Source organism: Hymenobacter aquaticus, assembly GCF_004765605.1.
Lineage (GTDB): Bacteria > Bacteroidota > Bacteroidia > Cytophagales > Hymenobacteraceae > Hymenobacter > Hymenobacter aquaticus.
In genome coordinates this window covers 1,206,514-1,228,070 of sequence record NZ_SRLC01000001.1, presented here as the reverse complement: position 1 = coordinate 1,228,070, position 21,557 = coordinate 1,206,514, and the positions used below count along the sequence as shown (strand labels likewise).

Annotated in this window: 16 protein-coding genes; 11 read left to right on the top strand and 5 right to left on the bottom strand. The window is 64.0% G+C overall.

Annotation, left to right across the window (positions count from 1 at the left end; all coding sequences use genetic code 11):
• The first annotated feature begins 207 nt into the window (after nt 1-207).
• The 8 genes from dnaG to E5K00_RS04925 all read left to right on the top strand — a co-directional run bounded on the left by dnaG (nt 208) and on the right by E5K00_RS04925 (nt 10,459).
• The gene (gene dnaG / locus E5K00_RS04960) at nt 208-2,295 is read left to right on the top strand and encodes a DNA primase (RefSeq protein WP_135462151.1); all 2,088 of its coding nucleotides are present in this window, start codon (nt 208-210) and stop codon (nt 2,293-2,295) included.
• A gap of 176 nt (nt 2,296-2,471) precedes the next feature.
• Nucleotides 2,472-3,491, top strand: a complete 1,020-nt coding sequence (locus E5K00_RS04955) for a potassium channel family protein (protein WP_135462150.1) — start codon at nt 2,472-2,474, stop codon at nt 3,489-3,491.
• Between the two features lie 294 nt (nt 3,492-3,785).
• A complete protein-coding gene (locus tag E5K00_RS04950) occupies nt 3,786-5,012 on the top strand; it encodes a glycosyltransferase family 4 protein (protein ID WP_167856753.1) in 1,227 nt (408 codons plus the stop codon).
• A gap of 21 nt (nt 5,013-5,033) precedes the next feature.
• On the top strand, nt 5,034-6,203 hold the full coding sequence (locus tag E5K00_RS04945; RefSeq protein WP_135462148.1) for a glycosyltransferase: 1,170 nt from the start codon (nt 5,034-5,036) through the stop codon (nt 6,201-6,203).
• Between the two features lie 219 nt (nt 6,204-6,422).
• Nucleotides 6,423-7,670, top strand: coding sequence for a bifunctional 3,4-dihydroxy-2-butanone-4-phosphate synthase/GTP cyclohydrolase II (locus E5K00_RS04940; protein ID WP_135462147.1), 1,248 nt, complete (start codon nt 6,423-6,425; stop codon nt 7,668-7,670).
• A 259-nt stretch (nt 7,671-7,929) separates the two neighbouring features.
• Nucleotides 7,930-8,433, top strand: coding sequence for a hypothetical protein (locus E5K00_RS04935; protein ID WP_135462146.1), 504 nt, complete (start codon nt 7,930-7,932; stop codon nt 8,431-8,433).
• A 449-nt stretch (nt 8,434-8,882) separates the two neighbouring features.
• Nucleotides 8,883-9,524, top strand: coding sequence for a helix-turn-helix domain-containing protein (locus tag E5K00_RS04930; RefSeq protein ID WP_135462145.1), 642 nt, complete (start codon nt 8,883-8,885; stop codon nt 9,522-9,524).
• Between the two features lie 146 nt (nt 9,525-9,670).
• Nucleotides 9,671-10,459, top strand: a complete 789-nt coding sequence (locus tag E5K00_RS04925) for a hypothetical protein (RefSeq protein ID WP_135462144.1) — start codon at nt 9,671-9,673, stop codon at nt 10,457-10,459.
• Between the two features lie 97 nt (nt 10,460-10,556).
• On the opposite strand, the gene E5K00_RS04920 is transcribed toward E5K00_RS04925, so the two are convergent.
• The 4 genes from E5K00_RS04920 to E5K00_RS04905 form a co-directional block, all read right to left on the bottom strand.
• Nucleotides 10,557-11,291: an ABC transporter permease gene (locus E5K00_RS04920; protein WP_135462143.1), complete on the bottom strand. Its 735-nt coding sequence runs from the start codon at nt 11,289-11,291 to the stop codon at nt 10,557-10,559.
• A 119-nt stretch (nt 11,292-11,410) separates the two neighbouring features.
• On the bottom strand, nt 11,411-12,307 hold the full coding sequence (locus E5K00_RS04915) for an ABC transporter ATP-binding protein (RefSeq protein ID WP_135462142.1): 897 nt from the start codon (nt 12,305-12,307) through the stop codon (nt 11,411-11,413).
• 115 nt (nt 12,308-12,422) lie between these two features.
• The gene (locus E5K00_RS04910) at nt 12,423-14,180 is read right to left on the bottom strand and encodes a M14 family zinc carboxypeptidase (protein ID WP_135462141.1); all 1,758 of its coding nucleotides are present in this window, start codon (nt 14,178-14,180) and stop codon (nt 12,423-12,425) included.
• Between the two features lie 252 nt (nt 14,181-14,432).
• Nucleotides 14,433-16,172 (bottom strand): S41 family peptidase, encoded by a 1,740-nt coding sequence (locus E5K00_RS04905; protein ID WP_135462140.1) that lies wholly within the window; start codon nt 16,170-16,172, stop codon nt 14,433-14,435.
• A gap of 273 nt (nt 16,173-16,445) precedes the next feature.
• Here E5K00_RS04905 and E5K00_RS22775 point away from each other — a divergent pair, with 273 nt between their 5' ends.
• Both E5K00_RS22775 and E5K00_RS22770 read left to right on the top strand, forming a co-directional pair.
• Nucleotides 16,446-16,601: a class I lanthipeptide gene (locus E5K00_RS22775; protein ID WP_167856752.1), complete on the top strand. Its 156-nt coding sequence runs from the start codon at nt 16,446-16,448 to the stop codon at nt 16,599-16,601.
• Between the two features lie 57 nt (nt 16,602-16,658).
• A complete protein-coding gene (locus tag E5K00_RS22770; protein WP_167856751.1) occupies nt 16,659-16,817 on the top strand; it encodes a class I lanthipeptide in 159 nt (52 codons plus the stop codon).
• Nucleotides 16,818-16,920: 103 nt separating this feature from the next.
• Here E5K00_RS22770 and E5K00_RS04900 read toward each other — a convergent pair whose 3' ends face one another.
• Nucleotides 16,921-20,079 (bottom strand): lantibiotic dehydratase, encoded by a 3,159-nt coding sequence (locus E5K00_RS04900; RefSeq protein WP_135462139.1) that lies wholly within the window; start codon nt 20,077-20,079, stop codon nt 16,921-16,923.
• Nucleotides 20,080-20,316: 237 nt separating this feature from the next.
• Here E5K00_RS04900 and E5K00_RS04895 point away from each other — a divergent pair, with 237 nt between their 5' ends.
• Nucleotides 20,317-21,540 (top strand): lanthionine synthetase LanC family protein, encoded by a 1,224-nt coding sequence (locus E5K00_RS04895; RefSeq protein WP_135462138.1) that lies wholly within the window; start codon nt 20,317-20,319, stop codon nt 21,538-21,540.
• Nucleotides 21,541-21,557: the final 17 nt, after the last annotated feature.

The following is a 21,557-nucleotide window of genomic DNA, read 5'->3' as shown; positions in this document are numbered from 1 at the left end:
CGGCGCACCAGGTCTACGGTGCCGCCACGCGGCTCTTACGGCCGGGATTTTCTGGATAGCTATAGACGTGCTGCCGCTACGCGGCTGGGGGAAACCCATGGACGGAAGGTTGCACTCGCCAATGAACACTGCCGTTTCGGCCCGGGAACCTCGTACCTTCGTCGTCCTGTTCCGCTTCCTCCGAACCCTGTTGCCCCCCCAGTACCCTTGGCCCGTATCCCGAAAGAAACCGTTGACCAGATCATTCACCACGCCGACATCGTCGAGGTGGTGGGTGACTTCGTGACCCTGAAGCGCAAGGGTAATAATATGTGGGCCTGCTGCCCGTTTCACCACGAGAAGTCGCCGAGCTTCTCGGTGGCCCCGGCCAAGGGCCTCTACAAGTGCTTTGGCTGCGGCAAGGCCGGCGGGGTGGTGCAGTTCATCATGGACATCGAGGGCACCAGCTACGTGGAGGCCCTGAAGTATCTGGCGAAAAAGTACGCCATTGACATCCAGGAAGAGGAAAAGACGCCCGAGGAGCAGCTCGTCCAGAACGAGAAGGACTCCCAGTTTATCGTCTCCAACTGGGCCAAGGACCACTACCAGAAGCTGCTCCACGAAACCGAGGAAGGGGAGAGCATCGGGCTGAGCTACCTGATGCAGCGCGGCCTGAACCAGACCACCATCAAGACCTTCGAGCTGGGCTACTCGCTCGACCAGTGGGACGATTTGCTCAAGGCCGCTCAGAAGCAGGGGTTCGAGGCCAAGTACCTGGAGAAGACCGGCCTGACCATCGTGCGCGAGGACGACCCGAACCGGCGCTACGACCGGTTCCGGGGCCGGGTGATGTTCCCGATTCACAACGTTTCGGGCCGGGTTATCGGCTTCGGGGCCCGCACGCTCAAGGCCAACGACAAGACGGCCAAGTACCTCAACTCGCCCGAGTCCGACATCTACCACAAGTCGGACGTGCTCTACGGGCTGTTTCAGGCCCGGCAGGCCATCCGGACCGAGGAAGTGTGCTACCTGGTGGAAGGCTACCTCGACGTGCTGAGCCTGCACCAGGGCGGTATTAAGAACGTGGTAGCCTCGTCGGGTACCTCGCTCACCGAAAGCCAGATTCGCCTGATCGGGCGCTACACCGACAACGTGACGGTGCTCTACGATGGCGACGCGGCCGGCATCCGGGCCTCGCTGCGCGGCATCGACATGCTGCTCGAAGGGGCCCTGAACGTGCGCGTGGTGCTCTTCCCCGACGGCGACGACCCGGACAGCTACATCCGCAAAGTCGGCGACCAGCGCTTCAAGGACTACCTGGAAAAGAACAGCCAGGACTTTATTTCCTTCAAGACCCGCCTGGTGTCGCAGGAGGCGGCCCACGACCCGGTGAAGAAGGCCGAGGCCATCCGGGAAGTGCTCCAGAGCATTGCCAAAGTGCCCGACCCGATCAAGCGGCAGGTGTTTTTGCAGCAAACCAGCACCACCTTCGGCATCGACGAGCAGGTGCTCATCACCGAGTACAACAAGCTGGTTAAGAAGGATTCCCAGCGTGCCGCGCCCAGCAGCAACGGAAGCCAGGGCGGCGGTGGGAGCGGGGGTGGCAGTTATTCGCAGTCGGGCAACCGCCCGTATTCGTCTGCCCCAACAACTAACAACCAACAACCAACAACTAAAGCCCTCAGTCCCGAGGAAGAGGCCGAAATGGCCATGTACGGGGCCTCGCCCGACGAGCTGGCGGCGGCCAGCGGCGGCACCCCCGAGGCCGATACCGACGTGGAGCCCGTGCCCGACGTGTTGCAGGCCTGCGAGCGGGAAGTGGTGCGCCTGCTGCTGCTCTACGCCGCCCAGCCGCTCACCGAGGACATGGCCGTGGCCCAGTACATCTTCGGGCAGCTGGAAGAAACGCCCATCCAGACCCCGATTTACGCCGATCTGCTGCACCTCTGCCGTCAGGAAATGGAGCAGGGCCGCTGGCCCGAGGTGCGCACCTTCATCCAGCACGGCCGCGCGGATATTCGCTTGCTGGTCAGTGACTTGGCTACCGAGAAGTACGAGCTCAGCCCCAACTGGAGCACCCACCAGATCTACGTGCCCCGGGAAGTAGACCAGCTCCAGCAGGCCTGCGACAACGCCATTCTGCGCCTCAACAAGGTGAACGTGCAGCGGGAGCTGTCCGTCCGCCTCGAAGCCCTGCGCCACCCCATGGACGAGCTGGCTTTGCTCGAAACCCTGCACACCATTAAGCTGCTCAAGAAGATGGACGACGATTTGGGCAACATGCTCGGCACCGTCATTCCGCGCGTCAACGGGTAGATTGTGTCGGGGTTTTGACAATAGAGCGTCATTCCGAGCATTCTGCGCATCAAGCAGCGTCCGAGGAATCTCGCGGGCTGACGTTGCAATGCCATATACTTACCATTGCTGGCGAGATTCCTCGGCTGCGCCCGGAATGACGTTCAACGAGAACCTTTTAATCCAAACCAACCTGCATGTGGAAACGCGCTAACCTGAGCCGCTTTGTGGGGGCCGTGCTGCTCACGGTGCTGGGGTTTGCCACGGGCATCATCGGCTTCATGACCATCGAGGACTACAACTTCCTCGACGCGGTGTACATGACGATGATTACCATCTCCACCGTGGGCTTCGGGGAGTTGCACCCGCTGTCGGTGGCCGGGCGGCTGTTCGTGTCGGGCTACATTTTCTTTAACCTGCTGGTCATTGCCTACCTCGTGTCGGTGCTCACGACCTATATCTTTGACGGCGAGCTGCGTACTATTTTCAAGATGTTCAAAACCGACCAGGAAATCCGGGGCTACCACGACCACGTCATCGTCTGCGGCTTCGGGCGCAACGGCAGCAAGGCCTACCACGAGCTGCGCGCCAGCGGGGCCCGGGTGGTAGTAGTCGAGCAAAACCAGGAGCTGCTGCGCGACGCGGCCGACGACAACGGGGCCACGATTCCCACCGTCATCGGCGACGCCACCACCGACGAAACCCTGCTGGCGGCCGGCATTCAGCGGGCCCGCGCCCTGATTACGGCCCTGCCCAAGGACGCCGACAACGTGTTTGTGGCCCTCACGGCCCGGGAGCTGAACCCGAACCTGAAAATCATTGCCCGGGCCAGCCTCAAGACTTCGGAAAGCAAGCTGCTGCGCGCCGGCGCCGACTCGGTGGTGATGCCCGACGAAATCGGGGGCTCCCACATGGCCAACCTGGTGATGCGGCCCGAGGTAATCCGCTTTCTGGAAATGATGAACGGCCTGGGCCCCAACAAGCTGCGCCTGGAGGAGCTGAGCTACCGCGAAATCCGCCGCGAGTTTCAGGGCCTCAGCATCCGGGAGCTGGACATCCGTTCCCGCACCGGGGCCACCGTCATCGGCCTGAAGCAGTACACCGGCGAGTTTACCGTGAGCCCCAGCGCCGACACCCGCCCCTCGCCCGGCGACGTGCTGCTGGTGCTGGGCACCGAGGAGCAGATCAACGCCCTGGTGGGCCAGTTTCGGGTCTGACCCCAGCCCAACCCCTTCCCGCTTGATGCGCGGAATCCGCCGGGGAAGGGGCTTCTTTTACTAGTACAACGTCTTGCTGCGCTAAAATTTGCTAGTCCTATTTATGAAATCCCACCATAAACCGGCCTTATAGCCAAGCCGTTTATCTACCGCTTAAGGAGAACAACACTACTGCCAAAGTAAAATAAGCCCCTCTCCCCGTGGGGAGGGGTTGGGGTGGGGTGTCCATCCAGCGGCTTCTGCGTAGCTTTGCCTTCCGCTCCGGCGCTGCTCTCTACCGTTCGTATTTCTTCAGTGCATCTTCTCCAACTCTGTCCGCGCGTGCCGTTTCCGCCCCACGATGGCGGGGCCATTGCCATGTACGACGTGGCGGCCGGCCTGGCCGCGCAGGGGCACCGCGTCACGGTGCTGGCCATCAACACGCCCAAGCACCAGCAGCCCGACACCGTGCTCAGCCACCTGTCCGGCGTGCGCCTCATCACGGTGCCCGTCGATACCCGCCTCTCGCCGGTGAAAGCCCTGAAAAATCTGCTGACCGGCACGGTGCCCTACAACGTGGAGCGCTTTATCAGCGCGGCCGTGGAGGCGCAGCTGGTGGAGCTGCTGCGCACCGAGCAGTTCGACGTGGTGCAGGTGGAAGGCACGTTTGTGGCCTGGTACGTGGACGTAATCAAGCGCGAGGCGCCCCGGCTGCCGGTGGTGCTGCGCGCCCACAACGTGGAGTACACCATCTGGCAGATGCTGGCGGCCGGGGCCGTCAATCCGCTCAAGCGGCTCTACCTGAAGCACCTGGCCAAGGAGCTGAAAAAGTTTGAGGAAGCCTACCTGCCCCGCTTCGATGCCGTGGCGGCCATTACCGAGCCCGACCAGCGCCGCCTGCGGGCCATGGGCTGCCCCGAGCCGGTAGTGTTCGTGCCCGCCGGCGTCGATTTGAACCGGTTCCAGATCAACCCGCGGCTGAAGGCCAAGCCCCGGACTCTGTTCCTGATCGGCTCGCTCGACTGGCTGCCGAATCTGGAGGGGCTCGACTGGTTTCTGACCCAGGTGTGGCCCCATGCCCACCAGCAGCTGCCGGAGCTGGAACTGCACATTGCCGGCAAAAACACGCCCGCCCGGTTGCAGAGCCTGGCCAAGAAAAACGTCATCGTGCACGGCTTCGTGGAGTCGGCGGCCGAGTTCATGCAGCAGTACGACGTGATGATCGTGCCCCTGCTCTCGGGCGGCGGCATGCGCATCAAAATCATTGAGGGTATGGCCCTGGGCAAGTGCATCATCAGCACCGGGCTGGGCTCGGAGGGCATTTTCGTGCGCAACGGCTTCGACATCGTGCTCGGCGACGAGCCCTCGGCCTGGCTGGAGTTGCTGCGCCGCTACTACCATGGCGAGCTGGACCACGCGGCCATCGGCCAGGAAGCCGGCCGCACCATTGCCCGCCTCTACGACAACCGCCGGGTGGTGGAAAGCTTCCTGGATTTGTACAGCATCGCCCAAAGCCGCAGCCAGCGGCCCCAGCGCGCGTAAGTTTGCCCCGCCCCCCCCACGATGAAGCTGCTCGTTCTGCTGTCCCGGTTTCCGTACCCGCTCGATAAAGGCGACAAGCTCCGCGCTTTTCACCAGCTCCGCTACCTGGCCCGCCACCACGACATCTGCCTGCTGGCCCTCACCGACGAGCCCGTGGACGAGGCCGCCTACGCCGCCGTGCGCCCCCTATGCCGGGGCGGCCTGCACGTGCACCCGCTACGCAAGCCCGGTATTGTGGCCAACATGACCCGGGCCCTGGCTACCGGGCTGCCGTTTCAGGTGGGCTACTTCTACGACGGGGCCGCCCAGCGCCGCCTCGACCAGCTGCTGCGCGACTTTCAGCCCCAGCACGTGTACTGCCAGCTGATCCGGATGGCCGAGTATCTGCGCCCCCACGTCGGCAAATATGCCATGACCCTGGACTATATGGACGTGTTTTCGGCCGGGATGCAGCGCCGCGCGACCCAGGCGCCGGCCTGGCAGCGGCCCGTCATCAGCCTGGAAGCCCGCCGCCTGCTGCGCTACGAAGCCGACGTGTTCGGCTGGTTTCGGCACCACACCATCATTTCCGACCAGGACCGGCAGCTCATCAACCACCCCCGGCGCCAGCAGATTCACGTGGTGCTCAACGGCATCGACACCGACTTCTTCCAGCCCACCGACACGGCCAAAACCTACGAGCTGGTGTTCTGCGGCAACATGAGCTACCACCCCAACGTGGACGCGGCCGAGTTTCTGGCCCTGGAAATTCTGCCCCTGGTGCGGCAAACGCACCCCCAGGCCCGCCTGCTCATTGCCGGCACCACGCCCGCCGCCCGGGTGCTGGCCCTGGCCTCGGAGGCCGTAGTTATCAGCGGCTGGCTGCCCGATATTCGGGAGGCTTACGCCTCGGCGCGGGTATTCGTGGCCCCCATGCGGGTGGGCACGGGCCTGCAAAACAAGCTGCTCGAAGCTATGGCCATGCGCCTGCCCTGCCTCACCACGCCCCTGGCCAACAACGCCCTGCGCGGCGTACCCGGCCAGGATCTGCTGGTGGGGGAGTCGGCCCCGGAGCTGGCCGCCGGCATCAGTCGGCTGCTGGCCGAGCCTGGGGCCGCCGATGCGCTGGCCGGCCGGGGCCTGGAGTTTGTGCGCGCCCACTACAACTGGGCCGCCGCCACCGGCAAGCTGGAGGCGCTGTTTGGGGAGTAGGGCGAGGCAACGACGTCGAGACGCACCCTTGCGTCTCGTTGTTGAACAGGACTCGTTGCAATGTCAGCAATGATTGAGGCGCAACTATGCGTCTCTACACGTGGATCCGCGCGGCCCATTTCCGGCCCCGCCGCCGAAAAGCCCGCCGAAGCCTCGTAACTTCGCGCCGCCGCCGGTGGTTATGCTGCCGGGGCATTACTCTCCTGCTCCCCCAATCTCATGCTTGACTCGATTGAAGACGCCATTGCCGATATCCGCGCCGGCAAAGTGGTAATTGTAGTGGACGACGAAGACCGCGAAAACGAGGGCGACTTTATCTGCGCGGCCCGCTGCGCCACGCCCGAGGTCATCAACTTTATGGCCACCCACGGCCGCGGCCTGGTGTGCGCCCCGCTCATCGAGCAGCGCTGCGAGGAGCTGGGCCTGGAGCTGATGGTGGGCCGCAACACGGCCCTGCACGCCACGCCCTTCACGGTGAGCATCGACCTGCTCAAGAACGGCGTGACGACCGGCATTTCGGCTTCCGACCGCTCGAAGACCATCCTGGCCCTGATTGACCCCGATACCAAGCCCGAGGAGCTGGGCAAGCCCGGCCACATCTTCCCGCTCAAGGCCCGCAAGGAAGGCGTGCTGCGCCGCGCCGGCCACACCGAGGCCGCCATCGACCTCTCGCGCCTGGCGGGCTTCGAGCCGGCCGGCGTGCTGGTCGAGATTCTGAAGGAAGACGGCGAAATGGCCCGCCTGCCCGACTTGCAGGAAGTAGCCAAGCGCTGGGACCTGAAGCTGATTTCGGTGCAGGACCTGATCAAATACCGCCTGCAGAAGGAAAGCCTCATCACCCGCGACATCGAGGTGCAGCTGCCCACCGAGCACGGCGACTTCGAGCTGATTGCCTTCACCCAGCGCTCCACCAACGCCCAGCACTTGGCCCTGGTGAAAGGCGACATCAGCGGCGACGAGCCCGTGCTGGTGCGCGTGCACAGCAGCTGCGTGACCGGCGACATCTTCGGCTCCTGCCGCTGCGACTGCGGCCCCCAGCTGCACCGGGCCATGGAGCGCATCGAGCAGGAAGGCCGCGGCGTGATTGTGTACATGAACCAGGAGGGCCGCGGCATCGGCCTGCTCAACAAGCTGCGCGCCTACAAGCTGCAGGAGCAGGGCCGCGACACGGTGGAAGCCAACCTGGAGCTGGGCTTCGGCATGGATGAGCGCGACTACGGCGTGGGCGCCCAGATCCTGCGCGACCTGGGCATCAGCAAGATGCGCCTGCTCACCAACAACCCCCGCAAGCGCACCGGCCTGGTCGGCTACGGCCTCGAAATCGTGGATACGGTGCCGATTGAAATTGCCGCCAACGCCCACAACGAACGGTACCTGACCACCAAGCGCGACAAGCTGGGCCACACCATCCTGACCAAGGACCGCACCCCCCACGCCGACCCCGACTCGGTGGTGCCGGTAGGATAGCCCCGCGAAGGAGAATCTGCCAGCTTATTGCATTGCAGCAAAAAGCCCCCGTTCGGTGATGAACGGGGGCTTACTCAACTTCTTAAAGCGTTTCAGCTTATGGCTGGAACGCTTTTTTTGTATTGTTGGCAGCTCCTCAAATAATGGCTGGTGGGGCACATAGAGTGGCACACCCCACTCTTTCTAACGTAAACCACCGTTTTGCTGAACGCAAACTTTTCTTTCATTGAGTGGTGCTATCCTCGCTTTCACTTAGTCCATGGTTGACCTGAAGTTATTTCCATCGACCCAACCGGGAGTAAAAGACATGAATGATACGAGCCTAGCAGAAGCGTTAGAATCGTGTTTCCCCCAGATGAACGATGGCGCCGTTCTACTCTGGAATGGCGTATCGGTGCCACTCTCCTACAAGTTCGACCTGGGCATCATCATTCATGACATCATCTTCCTCGTTCAGCAACTACGAACTTGTTCAATGGGAAGCTTTACCATTTGCTGGCCTTCTAATTCGTTTCGGGTAGACTGGCAGGTGGCAGTAGCAGCTGGCCGCGTACAGGTCACCGCTTTATGGGAGAGTGTGTACGCACCGGTAGATGCGTTGAATGCCTCCCCGGTAGTGGAAGCAGACCAAGTCGGCTTTATGGCGCAGTGGCTTGCCTTGTTGCGCTTCGCGAACCAAGCCCTTCTTGACACCGGCTACACTGCTGGGGAGTTGGACGACTATGTCCTACTGGTAGAAGAGTTGGCTCACCATCGTCAGTAATCCCCCGTGGCTGTTGCAGAAGTCGGCAAACAACTCAAAAGGGGCTTACGTCAGGCGATGTGAAGAGGTAAAAGGAGCGTTTCAGCGCATTGTGGGCTTACTTTAAGCTCTAGACTGCCTGTCAGCCGAGTTAACGCCGAGTACTGCAACAGCCACCCTCCCTTTCCTGAACTACCGCCCATGCCTGTCTACCGGCGTGGCAAAGGGGCTCTACGGCCCAGACTGAGTTCAAGAAACTGGTTCACCTTGCAACGTTCACGAAACCCAGATGGGAGATGAGTTTCGTGCACTTCGAGGAAAGAGGTAGCCTGTCGTGCGCTGCCCGATGGGCTTTTATGTGCCGGGAGTACCAGTAGCCAGTTCGGAGGGCATAGGTAAGACTACACAAACAGTTAGGTAGACTTATTTCTTAGTATTAGCAATAACTCTACGTTTTACTTTTTCAGCGTATGGCTTCTCGTCGCCGCGTATTGCCGACCACGCCCATAGGGGCCGTGCGGCACTATTTCAACCTGAAGCAGGAAGAGCTGGCCCTGATTTTAGACGTGGGCAAGGCGATTATCGGGCATATCGAATCGGGCCGCCGCGGACTGAGTATGAGCTTGCAGCAGCGGCTCTTGCCGTTGCTGCGGCACGTGCCCCAGCCTTTTGGGCCGTATGCCGAGGACGAGCCGCTGCCCGCCGCCGCCGCCGCGCCCGACCCCGAGCCGTTGCGGCAGCGCCACCGCATCTGCCTGCTTCAGGCCGGCCAGCTGCGCTACCAGATGCGGCCCCTCACGGCGCGGGCCGTGTATGCCAGCCGCTGGCAAGCGGCCATAGCGGCCATATTGGCCGAGCTGCCTGCATCCACGAGTTTCGGCGAAGAAGACGACCAGACTCCGCTCCGGAACTGGCTAAGGGGCCGGGGCCGGCAGTTTGGTCCGGGCCGGGCGGCCAAGTGGCACCTGCTGCGGGTGCGGGCCGAAGCCCTGGAGGCTGAAGCGGCGGCGCTGGCGCTACTGCTGCCGCCCCCGCCGGCCCCCGCCGGTAGCGCGCCGGAGCCAGGGAAAAGCCCTGACCAGAGTAGCCGCAGCCCGGCCGCTACGGCGTAATAATACCGCGGCTGAACCCCGGGCGGACGGGCGCGGTTTGTGCAGGAAAGTGGCCGTGCGCATGGTTTACTGCGTAGGCGAAAGAACCGCAGAAACAGCCGCCCGGCCGGTTGAAAACGTGAATTTTAGGGTATCTTTCTTCCGCTATGAAAACATTGCTTCACTCTTGCCGGGCGGGCCTGCTGACCCTGGCGCTGGCGCTCGGCTTGGGCGGCCCGGCGGCAGCCCAGCAGCGCCAGACGTTCACGCAGCAGTTTGCGGGCAGCACCGTGCTGCTGACCTCCGGCGACACGCTCCAGGGCCCCTTGCTGCTGCACCGCAACGAGGACGTGATTCTGCTCACGATGCCGGACAACACCGTGAATACCTTCTCGGCCGTCGCCGTGCAGAGCTTTGCCGTGAAAGGCCAGCAGGATGACCGCCGCAACTACTACGACGACTTTTTCGACAGCCGCTCGGGCTACTACTACGGCAACCCGTACTACAACATGCCCCCGCGCCCCCGCCGCGAGCGGCGCGACACCAGCCTGGTGCGCGTGTTCCGCACTTTCCGCTGGAACCACGACAACGACTACAGCGACTTCAAGTCGCCCGCGTTTTTTGAGCAGCTCAGCGGCGGCCCCAACCTCCTGCTGCGCCGCGAGTCGCTGATTGAGCGGCCGGTGTACAACAATCCCATGTACGGCGGCTATGGCTACGGCATGCCCCGCACCATGTACTACAACGAAATCAGGGACGCCTTTTACCTGGGGCTGCCCAGCGGCAACGTGCTGTCGTTGCGCAATCCGAAGAAGGATTTGCTGGCCGCCTTCCGCCAGCATGCCAAGCAGATCGAGCAGTATGCCAAAGACAACCGCCTCACCTTCACCGAAGCCCGCGACCTGGCCTTTATCGTGAACTACGCCAACTCCCTGCAGAAAGAGCCCAAGCCGTAGCCCGGGCCGCCAGGCCCGACACCTAATGAACCCCAATAAAAAAAGAGCCTTCATGCCGCATGAAGGCTCTTTTTTGTGCCGGAAAAATGCCTGGCGGCTACAGGTCCCGGCTGCGCAGCAGCAGGTAGGTCAGCAGCCAGCACAGCCCGATGTAGACCACGGCCAGCGGGGCGGCCTGGGTGGGCAGCAGGGCGCTGGAAGGTCCGGTGAGGGTGCTGAGCAGCTCCTGACCCGGGGTAGGCGTGAGGCTGTCGAAAATCTTGACCGGGAAGTAGCGGTCCACCTCGTCGGGGGTGGTCAGGCGCAGCAGGGGCTCCACAATCCAGCAGTAGAGCAGAAAGCCCAGGAAGGCCGGCCCGCCCTTGCGCAGCAGAAAGCCCACCAGCGCCGCCACCGACAGGTAGCCCAGGGCCTGCAGGCCGTAGAGCAGCACCGTGCCCAGGGTTTCGGCGGCGCGGCCCACGGTTTCGGGCGAGCGGGTGAGGCCAAAAAACAGCCCCACGCCCAGCACGCCCAGCATGCCGAAAAGGGCCAGCAAACCCGACACGGCCAGCTTGCCCTGCACCAGGCCCGCCACCGAGCTGCCGTCAATGACCTGCTGGCGGAAAGTGCGGAACTGAAACTCGTCGGTAATCAGAATAATGAGCGTGATGCCCAGCAGCAGGTTGAAGTAGCTGGCCATGTAGGTCAGGCGGGGCCAGAGCGCGGGAAAGGCGTAGAGCGTGTTGCCCAGCTGCTGCCCGTTGACCGTCACGCTGCCGCCCACCGATACGAAGCCCGCCAGCAGCAGCACGTACAGCCCCAGAATAACCCACACGGTGCGGTAGGGCAAAATCTTACGTAGTTCAGCGCGAAATAACATGTGTGAGTTAGTGAGTTAGTGATTTAGTGAGTTTTATATTCGGGAGGAGCTGCTTAAGCGACAACTCACTAAGTCGCTTAGTCACTAATTCACTTCGTGAGTTCCAGGAATTGGGCTTCGAGGCTGCGGTGGCGCACTTCGAGGCCGGCCAGCACCACGCCGCTGGCGAACAGGGCCCGGTTTAGCTCGGCGGCCGAGTGGCCGGGGGCCAGGGCGGCGCTGTGGCCGCCCCCGGTTTCGGGGCGCACGTCGCTCACCCAGGGCAGCTGGCTCAGGGCGTGCAGCAAGGAGGCCGGGCTCAGATCGGGCTCCACGCGCAGCACCACCCGGTCGGAAGAAGCCAGGATGCTGCTGACCGGGCCGGCCGCGCGCAGCTCGCCGCGCTGCAGCACGGCCACGTGGGTGCACACCTTCTCGATTTCGTCGAGCAGGTGGCTGGCAATAAGGATGGTTTTGCCCTGCCCGGCCAGGCGCTGAATCAGCTCCCGGACTTCGGCAATGCCCTGGGGGTCGAGGCCGTTGGTGGGCTCGTCGAGCACCAGCACGTCGGGGGTGCCGAGCAGGGTGGAGGCCAGGGCCAGGCGCTGCTTCATGCCCAGCGAAAAGCTGCGGAATGGGTCGTGCTGGCGGGCGGTGAGGCCGGCCAGGTCCAGGGCGGTGGCCACGGTGCCGGGGTCGGCGTGCTTCACGTCGGCGGCCAGCAGCAGGTTCTGGCGGGCCGAGAGGTAGGGAAAGAAGTTGGGCGTTTCGAGCAACGCGCCCACGCGGCGCTTGGTCTGGCCCGACAAAGGCTGGCCAAACCAGCTGACCGAGCCGGCATCGGCCCGCAGCACGCCCAGGGCCAGGCCCAGGGTGGTGGTTTTGCCGCTGCCATTGGGTCCCAGCAAACCGTACACGCTGCCTTCCTCCACCTGCAGGCTCAGGCCCTTCAGGGCGGTAGTGCCGCCGTAGCGCTTGGAAAGATTGTCGAGCTTGAGAACAGCCATTCTGTAGTTGTTAGGTGTTGGTTGTCAGTTGTCAGGTCAGGCTGATGGCAGTTGCTCGGCGTAGGTTAAAAAGTCTCAAGAACGACCTGACCACTAACAACGAGCAACTGACAACTCACTCCAGAGGCAAAGCGCCGCCCTGCCAGCGCACCACCGGGTAGCGCAGGTGCGACTTTTCGTAGTTGGGCGACTGGCGGTAGACGAAGCCGAGCTGGGCGGCACCGCTGGCGGCAAAGGCCGGGTTGGCGGCCCGCAGCTTGTCCAGGCGCTGCCGCAGGGCCGGGTCGCGCTGGAGCAGCTCGGCGGCCACGTCTTCGAACACGTAGTCGGAAAAATATTCCTTTTGCTGCAGAATCCCGTCGAAGAAGCCCCAGGCGAAAAACGAGTCGGTGGCCTGCGGCTCCAGGGTTTCGACGAGGTAGCGGGCGGCGGGCTGGTCGAGGGAGGCCACGTAGTCGCCGCGGCGGAAGGTGAGGGGCTGCTGCTCGGCGCGCAGCTCTACCTGGCTGTGCAGGTAGTGACTCTCGTAGGGCCGGGGCCCGGTTTTGTAGTCGGCAATGTAGTAGACCTCCGTGGTCAAAGTCGTGTCGCGGGTGAGGCGGCGCAGCTGCACGCCATTCAGGCGCAGGCGCTCCACTACCTCGCCCCAGGCCTGCGGAATAAGATAAGCCTGGGGCCGCGTTACGCTCACGGTGGGCCGGAAGGTGTTGTAGTAGTTAATCGTGCGGGTGTAGGGCGCCTGCCGGTCGTACCACAGGCGGGGCTGCCCGCTCACCGCGCTGGGCTTGGTTTTGCCCTCGTAGCCCCGGAAGCTGATTTTCTCCACCGCCGTGGTATCCAGCCGCCAGGCCAAGGGAAACTGCGTCTGGACCGCAAGCTGCTGGGCGGCCTGGGTGCGGGCCTGGGCCAGGGCCGGCGCATCCTGGTGCACCGCCCGGATCAGCAGGTCCAGGAAGTCGTACTGGGCCCGCACCCGGGGCGTGTAGGCCTTCAGCATGTGGGTTTCGGTCACGAAGCCGATGGTGTTGAACAGGGTGGTGTAGCCGGTCGAGTAGCGCGGCGTTTCCAGAAAGCCCTGCAACCCCCGGGCGTCGGGCGTGCGGCCCTCGAAGTCGACGTAGGGCGTCATCGGCGACTTGCGCTTGTCCATGCCGCCGTACAGCGCCGGCAGCAGGCGACCCGTCAGGTACTGGCCGAGCACCGGATGCAGCTTGTCCTTCTGGGTGGCAATCAGCGTCATCGTGTACTGGTAGTCGGCCCCGTCGGAGGTGTGGGTGTCCACGTACACGTCGGGCTGCCAGCGCTGAAACAGCTGGGCAAAGGCGCGGGCGTTGCGCGAGTCCTGCTTGATGTAGTCGCGGTTCAGATCCAGGTTGCGGGCGTTGCCGCGGAAGCCGTAGCTCTCGGGCCCGTTCTGGTTGGCCCGGGTGGTGGAGTTGCGCACCAGCGCGCCATCCACGTTATAAATCGGGATGATGACCAGCGTCACGTCGGCCAGCTGCCGGCGCAGCTCTTTCTTCTGCACGTAGTCGCGGGCCAGCATCATGGCCGCGTCGATGCCCTCCGGCTCGCCGGGGTGAATGCCGTTCTGAATAAAGACCACCCGCCGGTTTTTCCGGCGCACCGAAACCGGGTCGGCGTCCCCGTCGAGCGACACTACTACTTCATGCAACGGCTGGCCAATATCGGTGGTGCCGGCCTCGCGCAGGGTTATTTCGGGGTAGGCCGCGTCGAGGCGCTGGTAGTAGGCAATGCACTCGGCGTGGGTCGTGGTGGTGTTGCCGTTGCCTTTTTCAAAGGGCGTGCGCCAGTCGGCCGCCGGAGCAGCGGGGCCGGAAACGGCTAAAAGCGTGGTCAGCAGGAAAGCAAGCATGCGGGCGAAAGTAGCAAAGAGCCGCGAAGCTAGAGCTAAACGGCGGGTTTCTTCCGGCCCCCGGTCCGCCCGCCCGAACCAGGGCCGGCCGCGGCAGCAGATTCCTCTTGCCCCAGCCGGGAGACCAATCAGGGTGCCCTGGCGTGCGTGCCAGGCGTTTGGCCCCGTGGAAGGCCGTCCGCATCCTCTCCCGCCGCTCCTTACGGGAAGGGGGCTTTCGGGCGTAAATTTCCCCGCCCCAGGCACTGCCGGCTACCTGCCCGGCGCCTGGGTAATCAGCTCCACGGCCCGCTCGCGCAGCTCGTCGCGTCCCTGGCGCAGGCCCGTCACCGTGGGGCGCACCGGCACGTCGGGCACCAGGCCCACGCGCTGGGTTTCGCGGTTGTCGGGATAGTAAATGCCAATGCCCGTCATCAGCGTTTTCAGGTCGCCGGGTAGCGTAATAAAGGTGGCGTTACCATCCGCGCCGGCCGTCTGGCTTCCCAGCAGGGTGCAGTGCGGGGTGGCTTGCAGGGCCATAGCCGTAAACTCAGCCTGACTGCGGCTTACTTCATTGACCAGCACCACCACGCGGCCGGGGTAGGGGGCCGGGCCGGCGGGGCGCACCGTGTCGGGGGCCTGCCACAGGAAGCGGCCGGGGTAGGTAGGATCCCGCTCGACGGCCCGGGCATAAGCCGCGGGTCGCGCCAGCAGATACGCCGGCAGCAGCGTGGCCACAAACTCGCCGGGGTAGTTGCGCTGATCCACCACGATGCCTTTGGTACGGGCAAAGGCCCGCATGATGGCCGGCACCTTCGCCCGGGTAATACGGGCCATATCGATGTAGCCAACCTCGGGCGTCAGAAACCGGTACATGCTGTCGGCCGGTGCCGGCTGGGCCGCCGGCACCGAGCCCACCTTTACGGCTGGCACGGCCAAGCGCAACGGCTGGCCGGCCCGCACCACCTGCGCCTCCACCTGCGGCGTAGCGCAATAGAGCAGGTTCTGGGCAATGGTGTGCAGCTGGGCCGCCCGGTTGGAGCCGCCGGTTTCGGGCAGGCGCTGCTGCACTATATCGGCTACGGGCCGGCCGTCGAAGGACGTCAGAATGTCGCCCGGGGCCAGGGGCGACGCGGGCACGAGGCCATCCTGGCGCACGCGCACCACCACCGCTTCGTTGTCGAGAAACTGCAGGTCGGCCGCCACCTGGTACGTTCCCCGCTCGGCCTCCAGCAGCGGGTCAGGCGGGTAAAAGCGGGCGTGGCCATCGTGCACGCGGGCAAACAGGGCCAGCGCGGCATGCCGGTAGGCCAGCGGAGTTGAGGCGGCCGCGAAGCGAGGCAGTAAATCGGGCAGCACCGTGGCCCAGTCCGCTTCCAGCAGGTAGGAATAGGGGTAATAATACTGCAGCATGTTCCAATAGCGGCCCAGCGCCAGCAGGCGCAGGGCCTGGGCGGGGCAGGCCTGGTCGGCGTAGGCTTCCTCGTGGGGAAAGACCGTCGTAGACCCGCGCGCTGTCACGTAGTAGGCTGGTCCCTGGTAGCGGTTGGCTTCAATAAAAGCCAGCTGCTGGCGCAGCGGGGCGCTGAAGCGCTTCTTATTACGGGCCCAGCCCAGGTCGGTGGACAGGCGCACCGGTTTATCGGGGGGCGCGGCACAGGTTAGGCAGGCCGGCACCGGTCCCAGACTGGTAATCCAGGCGCTGAGCAGGCGGCTGCGCTCGGCTACCGAACGGCAGGCCAGCAGGGGAGGCAGCTGGCGCACCAGCTCCGCATCCCAGTCGCGCTGCCCGGCGGCCACGGCCGGATGAAAATACTTGAGCATTCCCCATACCTGCACCAAAGCCGCCAGGTTGTCGGCCTGCCGGGGCGTCAGGGTGGGTATGTCGGGCTGGGCACGGGCCAGCGCCGCCGCCCCAGCGGGTGCCGCGCCACTCGCCTGCCCGCGCGCGGGTAGGACGGCGCAACTCAGCCCCAGGGCCAGCAGATAGGACGCAAAACGGAACGTATACATATAAGGAGGAAAGATACTGTCACGCCGGCAGCGGCCGCCAGGCCATTAGCGTCAAAATATAGAGCCAATCCCGGAAATTACGTGGATGGCACAGGAAGAAGCCGGGCAAACTGGATTTCCCCGCGGGCAAACAAAAAATAAGCAATAAAAAACTGTACAATAGGAGTAGGTATAGTAAATAATATAGATCTATATTTGGTCAAGCTATCCGGGGAGGTATTTTGCCGCGCTCAAATAGTGAATAGATTTTCTTACCCACATTAATTCCTACCTATGAAAAAGAAGCAGATTACGCGTAAACTTTCCCTCAACAAGCAGACCCTGAGTCTGCTGGATCCGAAGAGCATGAATGCCATCAAGGGCGGAATGGTCGATATTTCGGGTACTGATCCACCCCAGGAAACCCAGCGGACCTACACCTGCTGCTAGTTTAATCATTACCGTTTTTCACGTTTACCAATTCCACTAAGTTCAATTCCTACTAGTATGAAAAAGAAGCAGATTACCCGCAAATTGTCCCTGAACAAGCAAACCCTGAGCCTGCTGGACCCCCGGGCTATGAGCGCCGTAAAAGGCGGCCTGGTGGAAGTATCGCTGCCCGACAAGCCTACTTCCAAAGTTGAGCTTTCCTGCGGTTGCTGCTAAGCAAGCGCTAAGCGCCAGGCAGCTGCCCGGCCAACAAAAAGGCCGAGACATTCCCAGAATGTCTCGGCCTTTTTGTTGGCCGGCGGTCGGTCCGCAGGCCAGCTTACTGAAGCTGCCGCGCCGTACGCGCGGCCAGCGAGGCGTAGTGCTGGTGCAGAAAATCGTAAATGACGGCTTCCTGCAGCCGCTGCTTCGACCGGAAAAAGCGGTTGAGGGTCATGTGCACGTAGCTGGCCAGCAGGCTGTCCAGCTTAACCTCCAGCGTGCCGGCCGCCTCCTGGCGCAGAATAGCCTCGATGGTGGGGGCCCACTGGCGGCTGCGCTCGGCAAAAACCGCCAGCGCCGGAGCCAGTTCGTCATCCGGGGCGAGGTCCGGCGTCAGGACGTGCTCAATTTGGGGCCGGACCTGCCGGTATTTGTTGCCAAACGCCTTTTTTGCCGCCGCCGAGGTGCTGGCCAGCTCTTCCTTGAAGTTGTGCTGCAGCCGGTGCAGCAGCTGCCGCTTTTGCTCGAGGCTGCGGCCAAAGTCGGTGAGCAGGGAATCGACGCTGCGCAGGGCCAGCAGCCAGCGGATCTGGTCGCTTTCCTGGCCACCCAGCAGGTCCAGGATGCGGAGCGTGGCCTCGCTGTCGTGGCCAAACAGCACTTCACTCCGCACGACGTTGTGCGCGCCGTAGCGCTCGGCTTCCCGCTGGTAGGTGTCGGTACGGAGGCTGAACAGCAGGTTGGCTTCCGCGTACGGCCGCAGGGCCGCGTGCAGGGCCTCGATAACCGGACCATAGAAGGCACCGGCGCCGTGGAACCGGACCCGCAGGTGATGCTGGGTGTCGCGGTAGCGAATAAAAAACCAGTTGTCGATGATTCCCTGCTCCTTCAGCTGCTCGGCCAGGGGCAGAACAACCTCCGTGAGCAGGGTGTCGGCCGTTTGGAGCCCACAGTACAGCTTCACGTACAGCCACTCGGAGCCCAGGAAAAAAGTGCGGGCCGGCCGGGGCGCATGCTCTGCGGCGGCTGGTGGCGCGGGCGCGGCCCGGGGGGGCGCCGGGACAACGGGCTGGGTGCTGAGGGGAAAGATGAACTCGTTGGTAAATGCGCCCTCGGGGCCGGTCACCAGCAGGTTATCGGGCTGAAACAGGCACTCTTCGACCAGCAGGCCGCCGCGCTGTTTCAAGACGGCCTGCAGCACCTGCAAGTGCGGCACGGAGTCGAGCTGAATCGGTAGCTTGTTGTCGCCTTCCGTCAGCACGATCCAGGCGGGCAGGTTCCGGCTGTGGCGCAGCTGGTGGGCGGCGGCCAGCAGTCCGGCTTCCGGTGCCTGGCAGAACGGCTCGGTTTCGGCCTTGCTCAGCCGCCATTTCGCCCCCGACAGAATGGTATTGCCGTAGCTGACCCGGGGCAGGAATTTGGCCTGCTGCAGCACCCCCCAGTTCCAGCTCAGCCCCGGGGTTACGTGCTGGGCCTGCAGCGCGCACAGAAAATGATAGGCCGGCAGCGCGTGCAGGGAATAATTGTGCGCGGAGCTAAGCCGGGGAATCACCTGCCGGTTCAGGCGGGCCGAGCGCAGCACCAGCTGCTCGCCCCGAACGGACAGCCGCAAATCGTCGAGCGTAATGGTATGCTCCTCGTCGACGCCGGCCTGCACCAGAATCGGAATTTCGTACGCCCGCAGCACCGGGCGCGTCGAAATGTTGCCGATGCGGGATTGGTTCAGGTGCACAATCTCGGCGAAAACGGCTTCCGGCTGCTGGGCTTCCTCGGCCCGGAGGGCCGCCTGCACGTCGGCCGTCAGGGCCGGGTCCAGGTGGCAGAACCGGCCCAGCAGGTTGGCGGCCGACGGGCCGGCGGCCGCCTGGTACACCACCTGAAACTCGCCCGCGTCCAGGGCCTGCGTCGACGCGGCCAGCACCGCGCCCATGCAGTAGAGCGAGGCAGGCAGGGGCGTGGTGGCCGGGGTCAGAAAGGGCTGCACGTCGGCGGCTTCCAGCACGATGTGCGTATCCTGGCCGCTGGTTACGCGCAGGTATTTTTCAAACAGGAACTCCTGCCAGGCATTCCACTTGAGCAGGGTTTCACTGGGCACGCTCGAACCCAGGGGCAGGTCGTGCAGCAGGGGAGCCGGGTCGGTGTTAGCCTGCTGGTCGGCGGGGTAGCCAATGCCCATTTCCATGTCCAGCACCTGCAACAGCGGCACTTCCTGCTGCTCGTACTGCTCCAGAAACGCCAGGCGGAACTTGTGCAGTACCTCGTTTTCGTGGTGCTTACCCAGGCCGTGCAGCAGCTCCACGGTGCGGCGAAGCTCCGCCTGCACGGCTTCCCCGAGCGTGTGGCTACTGGTCGGCTTGAGCATGTCTACCTGCAGCAGATGGTTGGCCTCAACCTCTGGCCCCTGCTGCTCGATGCCCCGCACGATGGCCTGGTACTGGCCCAGGGTGTTGCCCAGAAACGAGTGGTCGAGGGCCGCGAGCTGCTGGTCGAGCTGGGTGAGGTGAAGCAGGGCCGGGTGCGTCTTGTCGGCCTGGTGCAGCACCCGCAGCAGCTGTTGCAGGTAGCCGGTGCCCGTCACGGCGGGCTCCAGCTCGCTCACCAGCACCTGGGCCGCAATGATTTCCGCTATAAACTCCTCCGCTTCCTCCAGCGAGATATCCGGGCCGACCAGCGCCTGGGCCAGCACGGCCGCTGGCTGGCCGGGCCGGGCCAGTTGCAGCACCGTGTCGAGAAACTCGGAATGGTCGACCGTAACCAGCTCGTGCTGGCGCGTTTTTTTCAGGAAGCGGTACTCAACGTACCGGTACTGGTTGCCCACGCGGTAGAGCGTGTTGTTGGGATAGTACAGCAGTGCGCCCCGGATTCCCTCGTCCTGCCCCAGCGTAGTGGCCAGCGAGCATAAGTAGTCCATATCGACGCGGGTGTGGCGCACGTAGTTGCGCTGGGGCTCCAGCCGCAGCGTGGTAGCGGGCCCCCATGCCGCCCGCGAGATGCCGGCAAACAGCCCGTACGGCGTGCAGCGGTAGGCCATGCGCAGCAGGTATTTGCGCAGGCTCAGCAGCAGCTTGTCCCGATCCTTGGGGGCCAGGGGCTCGTGGGCCAGCCACTGCTGCACCGCCCCCGAAAAATCGGGCGAGGCGATAAACAGCGCTTCCGTCAGCAGGGGATTCTGGAAAAGACCGCGCAGCGTTTCTTCGGATAAGTCGTGGGTAGCGGTAAAGGGTAGCAGGGGCGTGCGTAAGACGATAAATTCCGGAAAGGAAATGCTATAGCTCATGGATGCTAACGAATAGGTAGGATGGACAGCAACGCCCGCAAGCGGGCAGTATTGAGAGAATGGCCCGGCGTGGCCCGCAGGGCTGAGAGGCACAAAGCTGCCTAAAAGATAGCCAGCGGCCAAACCCGGGCCGCGTTATCTGGGCCGCCGCCTGCCTGGGCGGCATATTCCCCGAAACTCCTACCTTCAAGCCCGTCGGGCGGGTTTTCTGCCCGGGAGCAGCATAGCATACGAGCAATGATAGAGCAAACCGGCCTGGCCCGGCGCGTACGGGCTAAAATCCAGGAAATCCAGGCGGCCCTGACGACGACGCCCCCGCCCCCGGGCCAGGCCCTGTCGTTGATGGCCGGCCCGGGGGGGAGCATCCTCTACTATTTCTACATGGCCAAAATGCAGGATTCGGGGGAGCTCTACGACCACGCCTTCGCGTTGCTGGAGCAGGCCCTGGATACGATGGAGCACACGGCCGCCGATTCGCTGACGTACTGCGACGGCATAGTCGGCTTTGGCGTGCTGTTTCAGCTGCTGGCAACGGAAGGCCTGATCGACGCTGAGGCGGACGACGTGCTGCTGGCCCTCGACGAGCTGATCGTGGCCTATACGGTGGCCCAGCTGCAAGCCGGCAACCTCGACTTTCTGCACGGAGCCATCGGCAACGGGTTTTATCTGCTCAGCCGCCTCGGAACCCCGGCCACCGACCACTGCCTGTACGGGCTGATTTCCTGCCTGCGCGACACCGCCGTGCGGGATGCGGCCGGAATCCGCTGGCACGACCAGGCGTCGGGGCTGAATAATTTCGCGGCCGGGGCCGTCGATCTGGGGCTGGCGCACGGCCTGAGCAGCAAGCTCGTGTTTCTGGCCCGCTGCATCGGGGCCGGCGTGCGGGTCGAGGACTGCACGCGGCTGCTCACCGGCGGCATTCACTACCTGCTGCGGCAGGCCGGGGCCGGGGGGCCGGGCAATATCTATCCTTCCATTATCCCGGCCGCCGGCAGCGCGCGCCGCACCAGCCGGCTGGCCTGGTGCTACGGCGACTTGTGCGTGTGCACGGCCTTGCTGTTTGCCGGCAAAGCGCTGGCGAATGCTGACTGGGTGCGGCAGGCCTACCACCTGGCCCGGGGGGCGGCGGAGCGCACTACGCCGGAAAGAACGGCAATAAGTGACGCGGGTTTTTGCCACGGCACGGCGGGCGTCGCGCACATCTTCAACCGGCTCTACCTGGAAAGCCGGCACGACGATTTCCGCAAGGCCCGCGACTACTGGCTGGAGCAGACGCTGGAACACACCAGCTGGCCGGCCCCGCCGGCCGAACCCAGCCCGGCCCCGCCTGGCAGCGCGCCGAGCCCCGGCAGTTTCCTGCTGGAAGGGTTGATGGGCACCAGTCTGGTGTTGCAAAGCTGCCTGGCCACCACCCCGGAGGCCCTGGCCTGGGACGCCGTGTTCCTGCTAAACTTTAGCTGAGGCCGGCCATTGCGCGC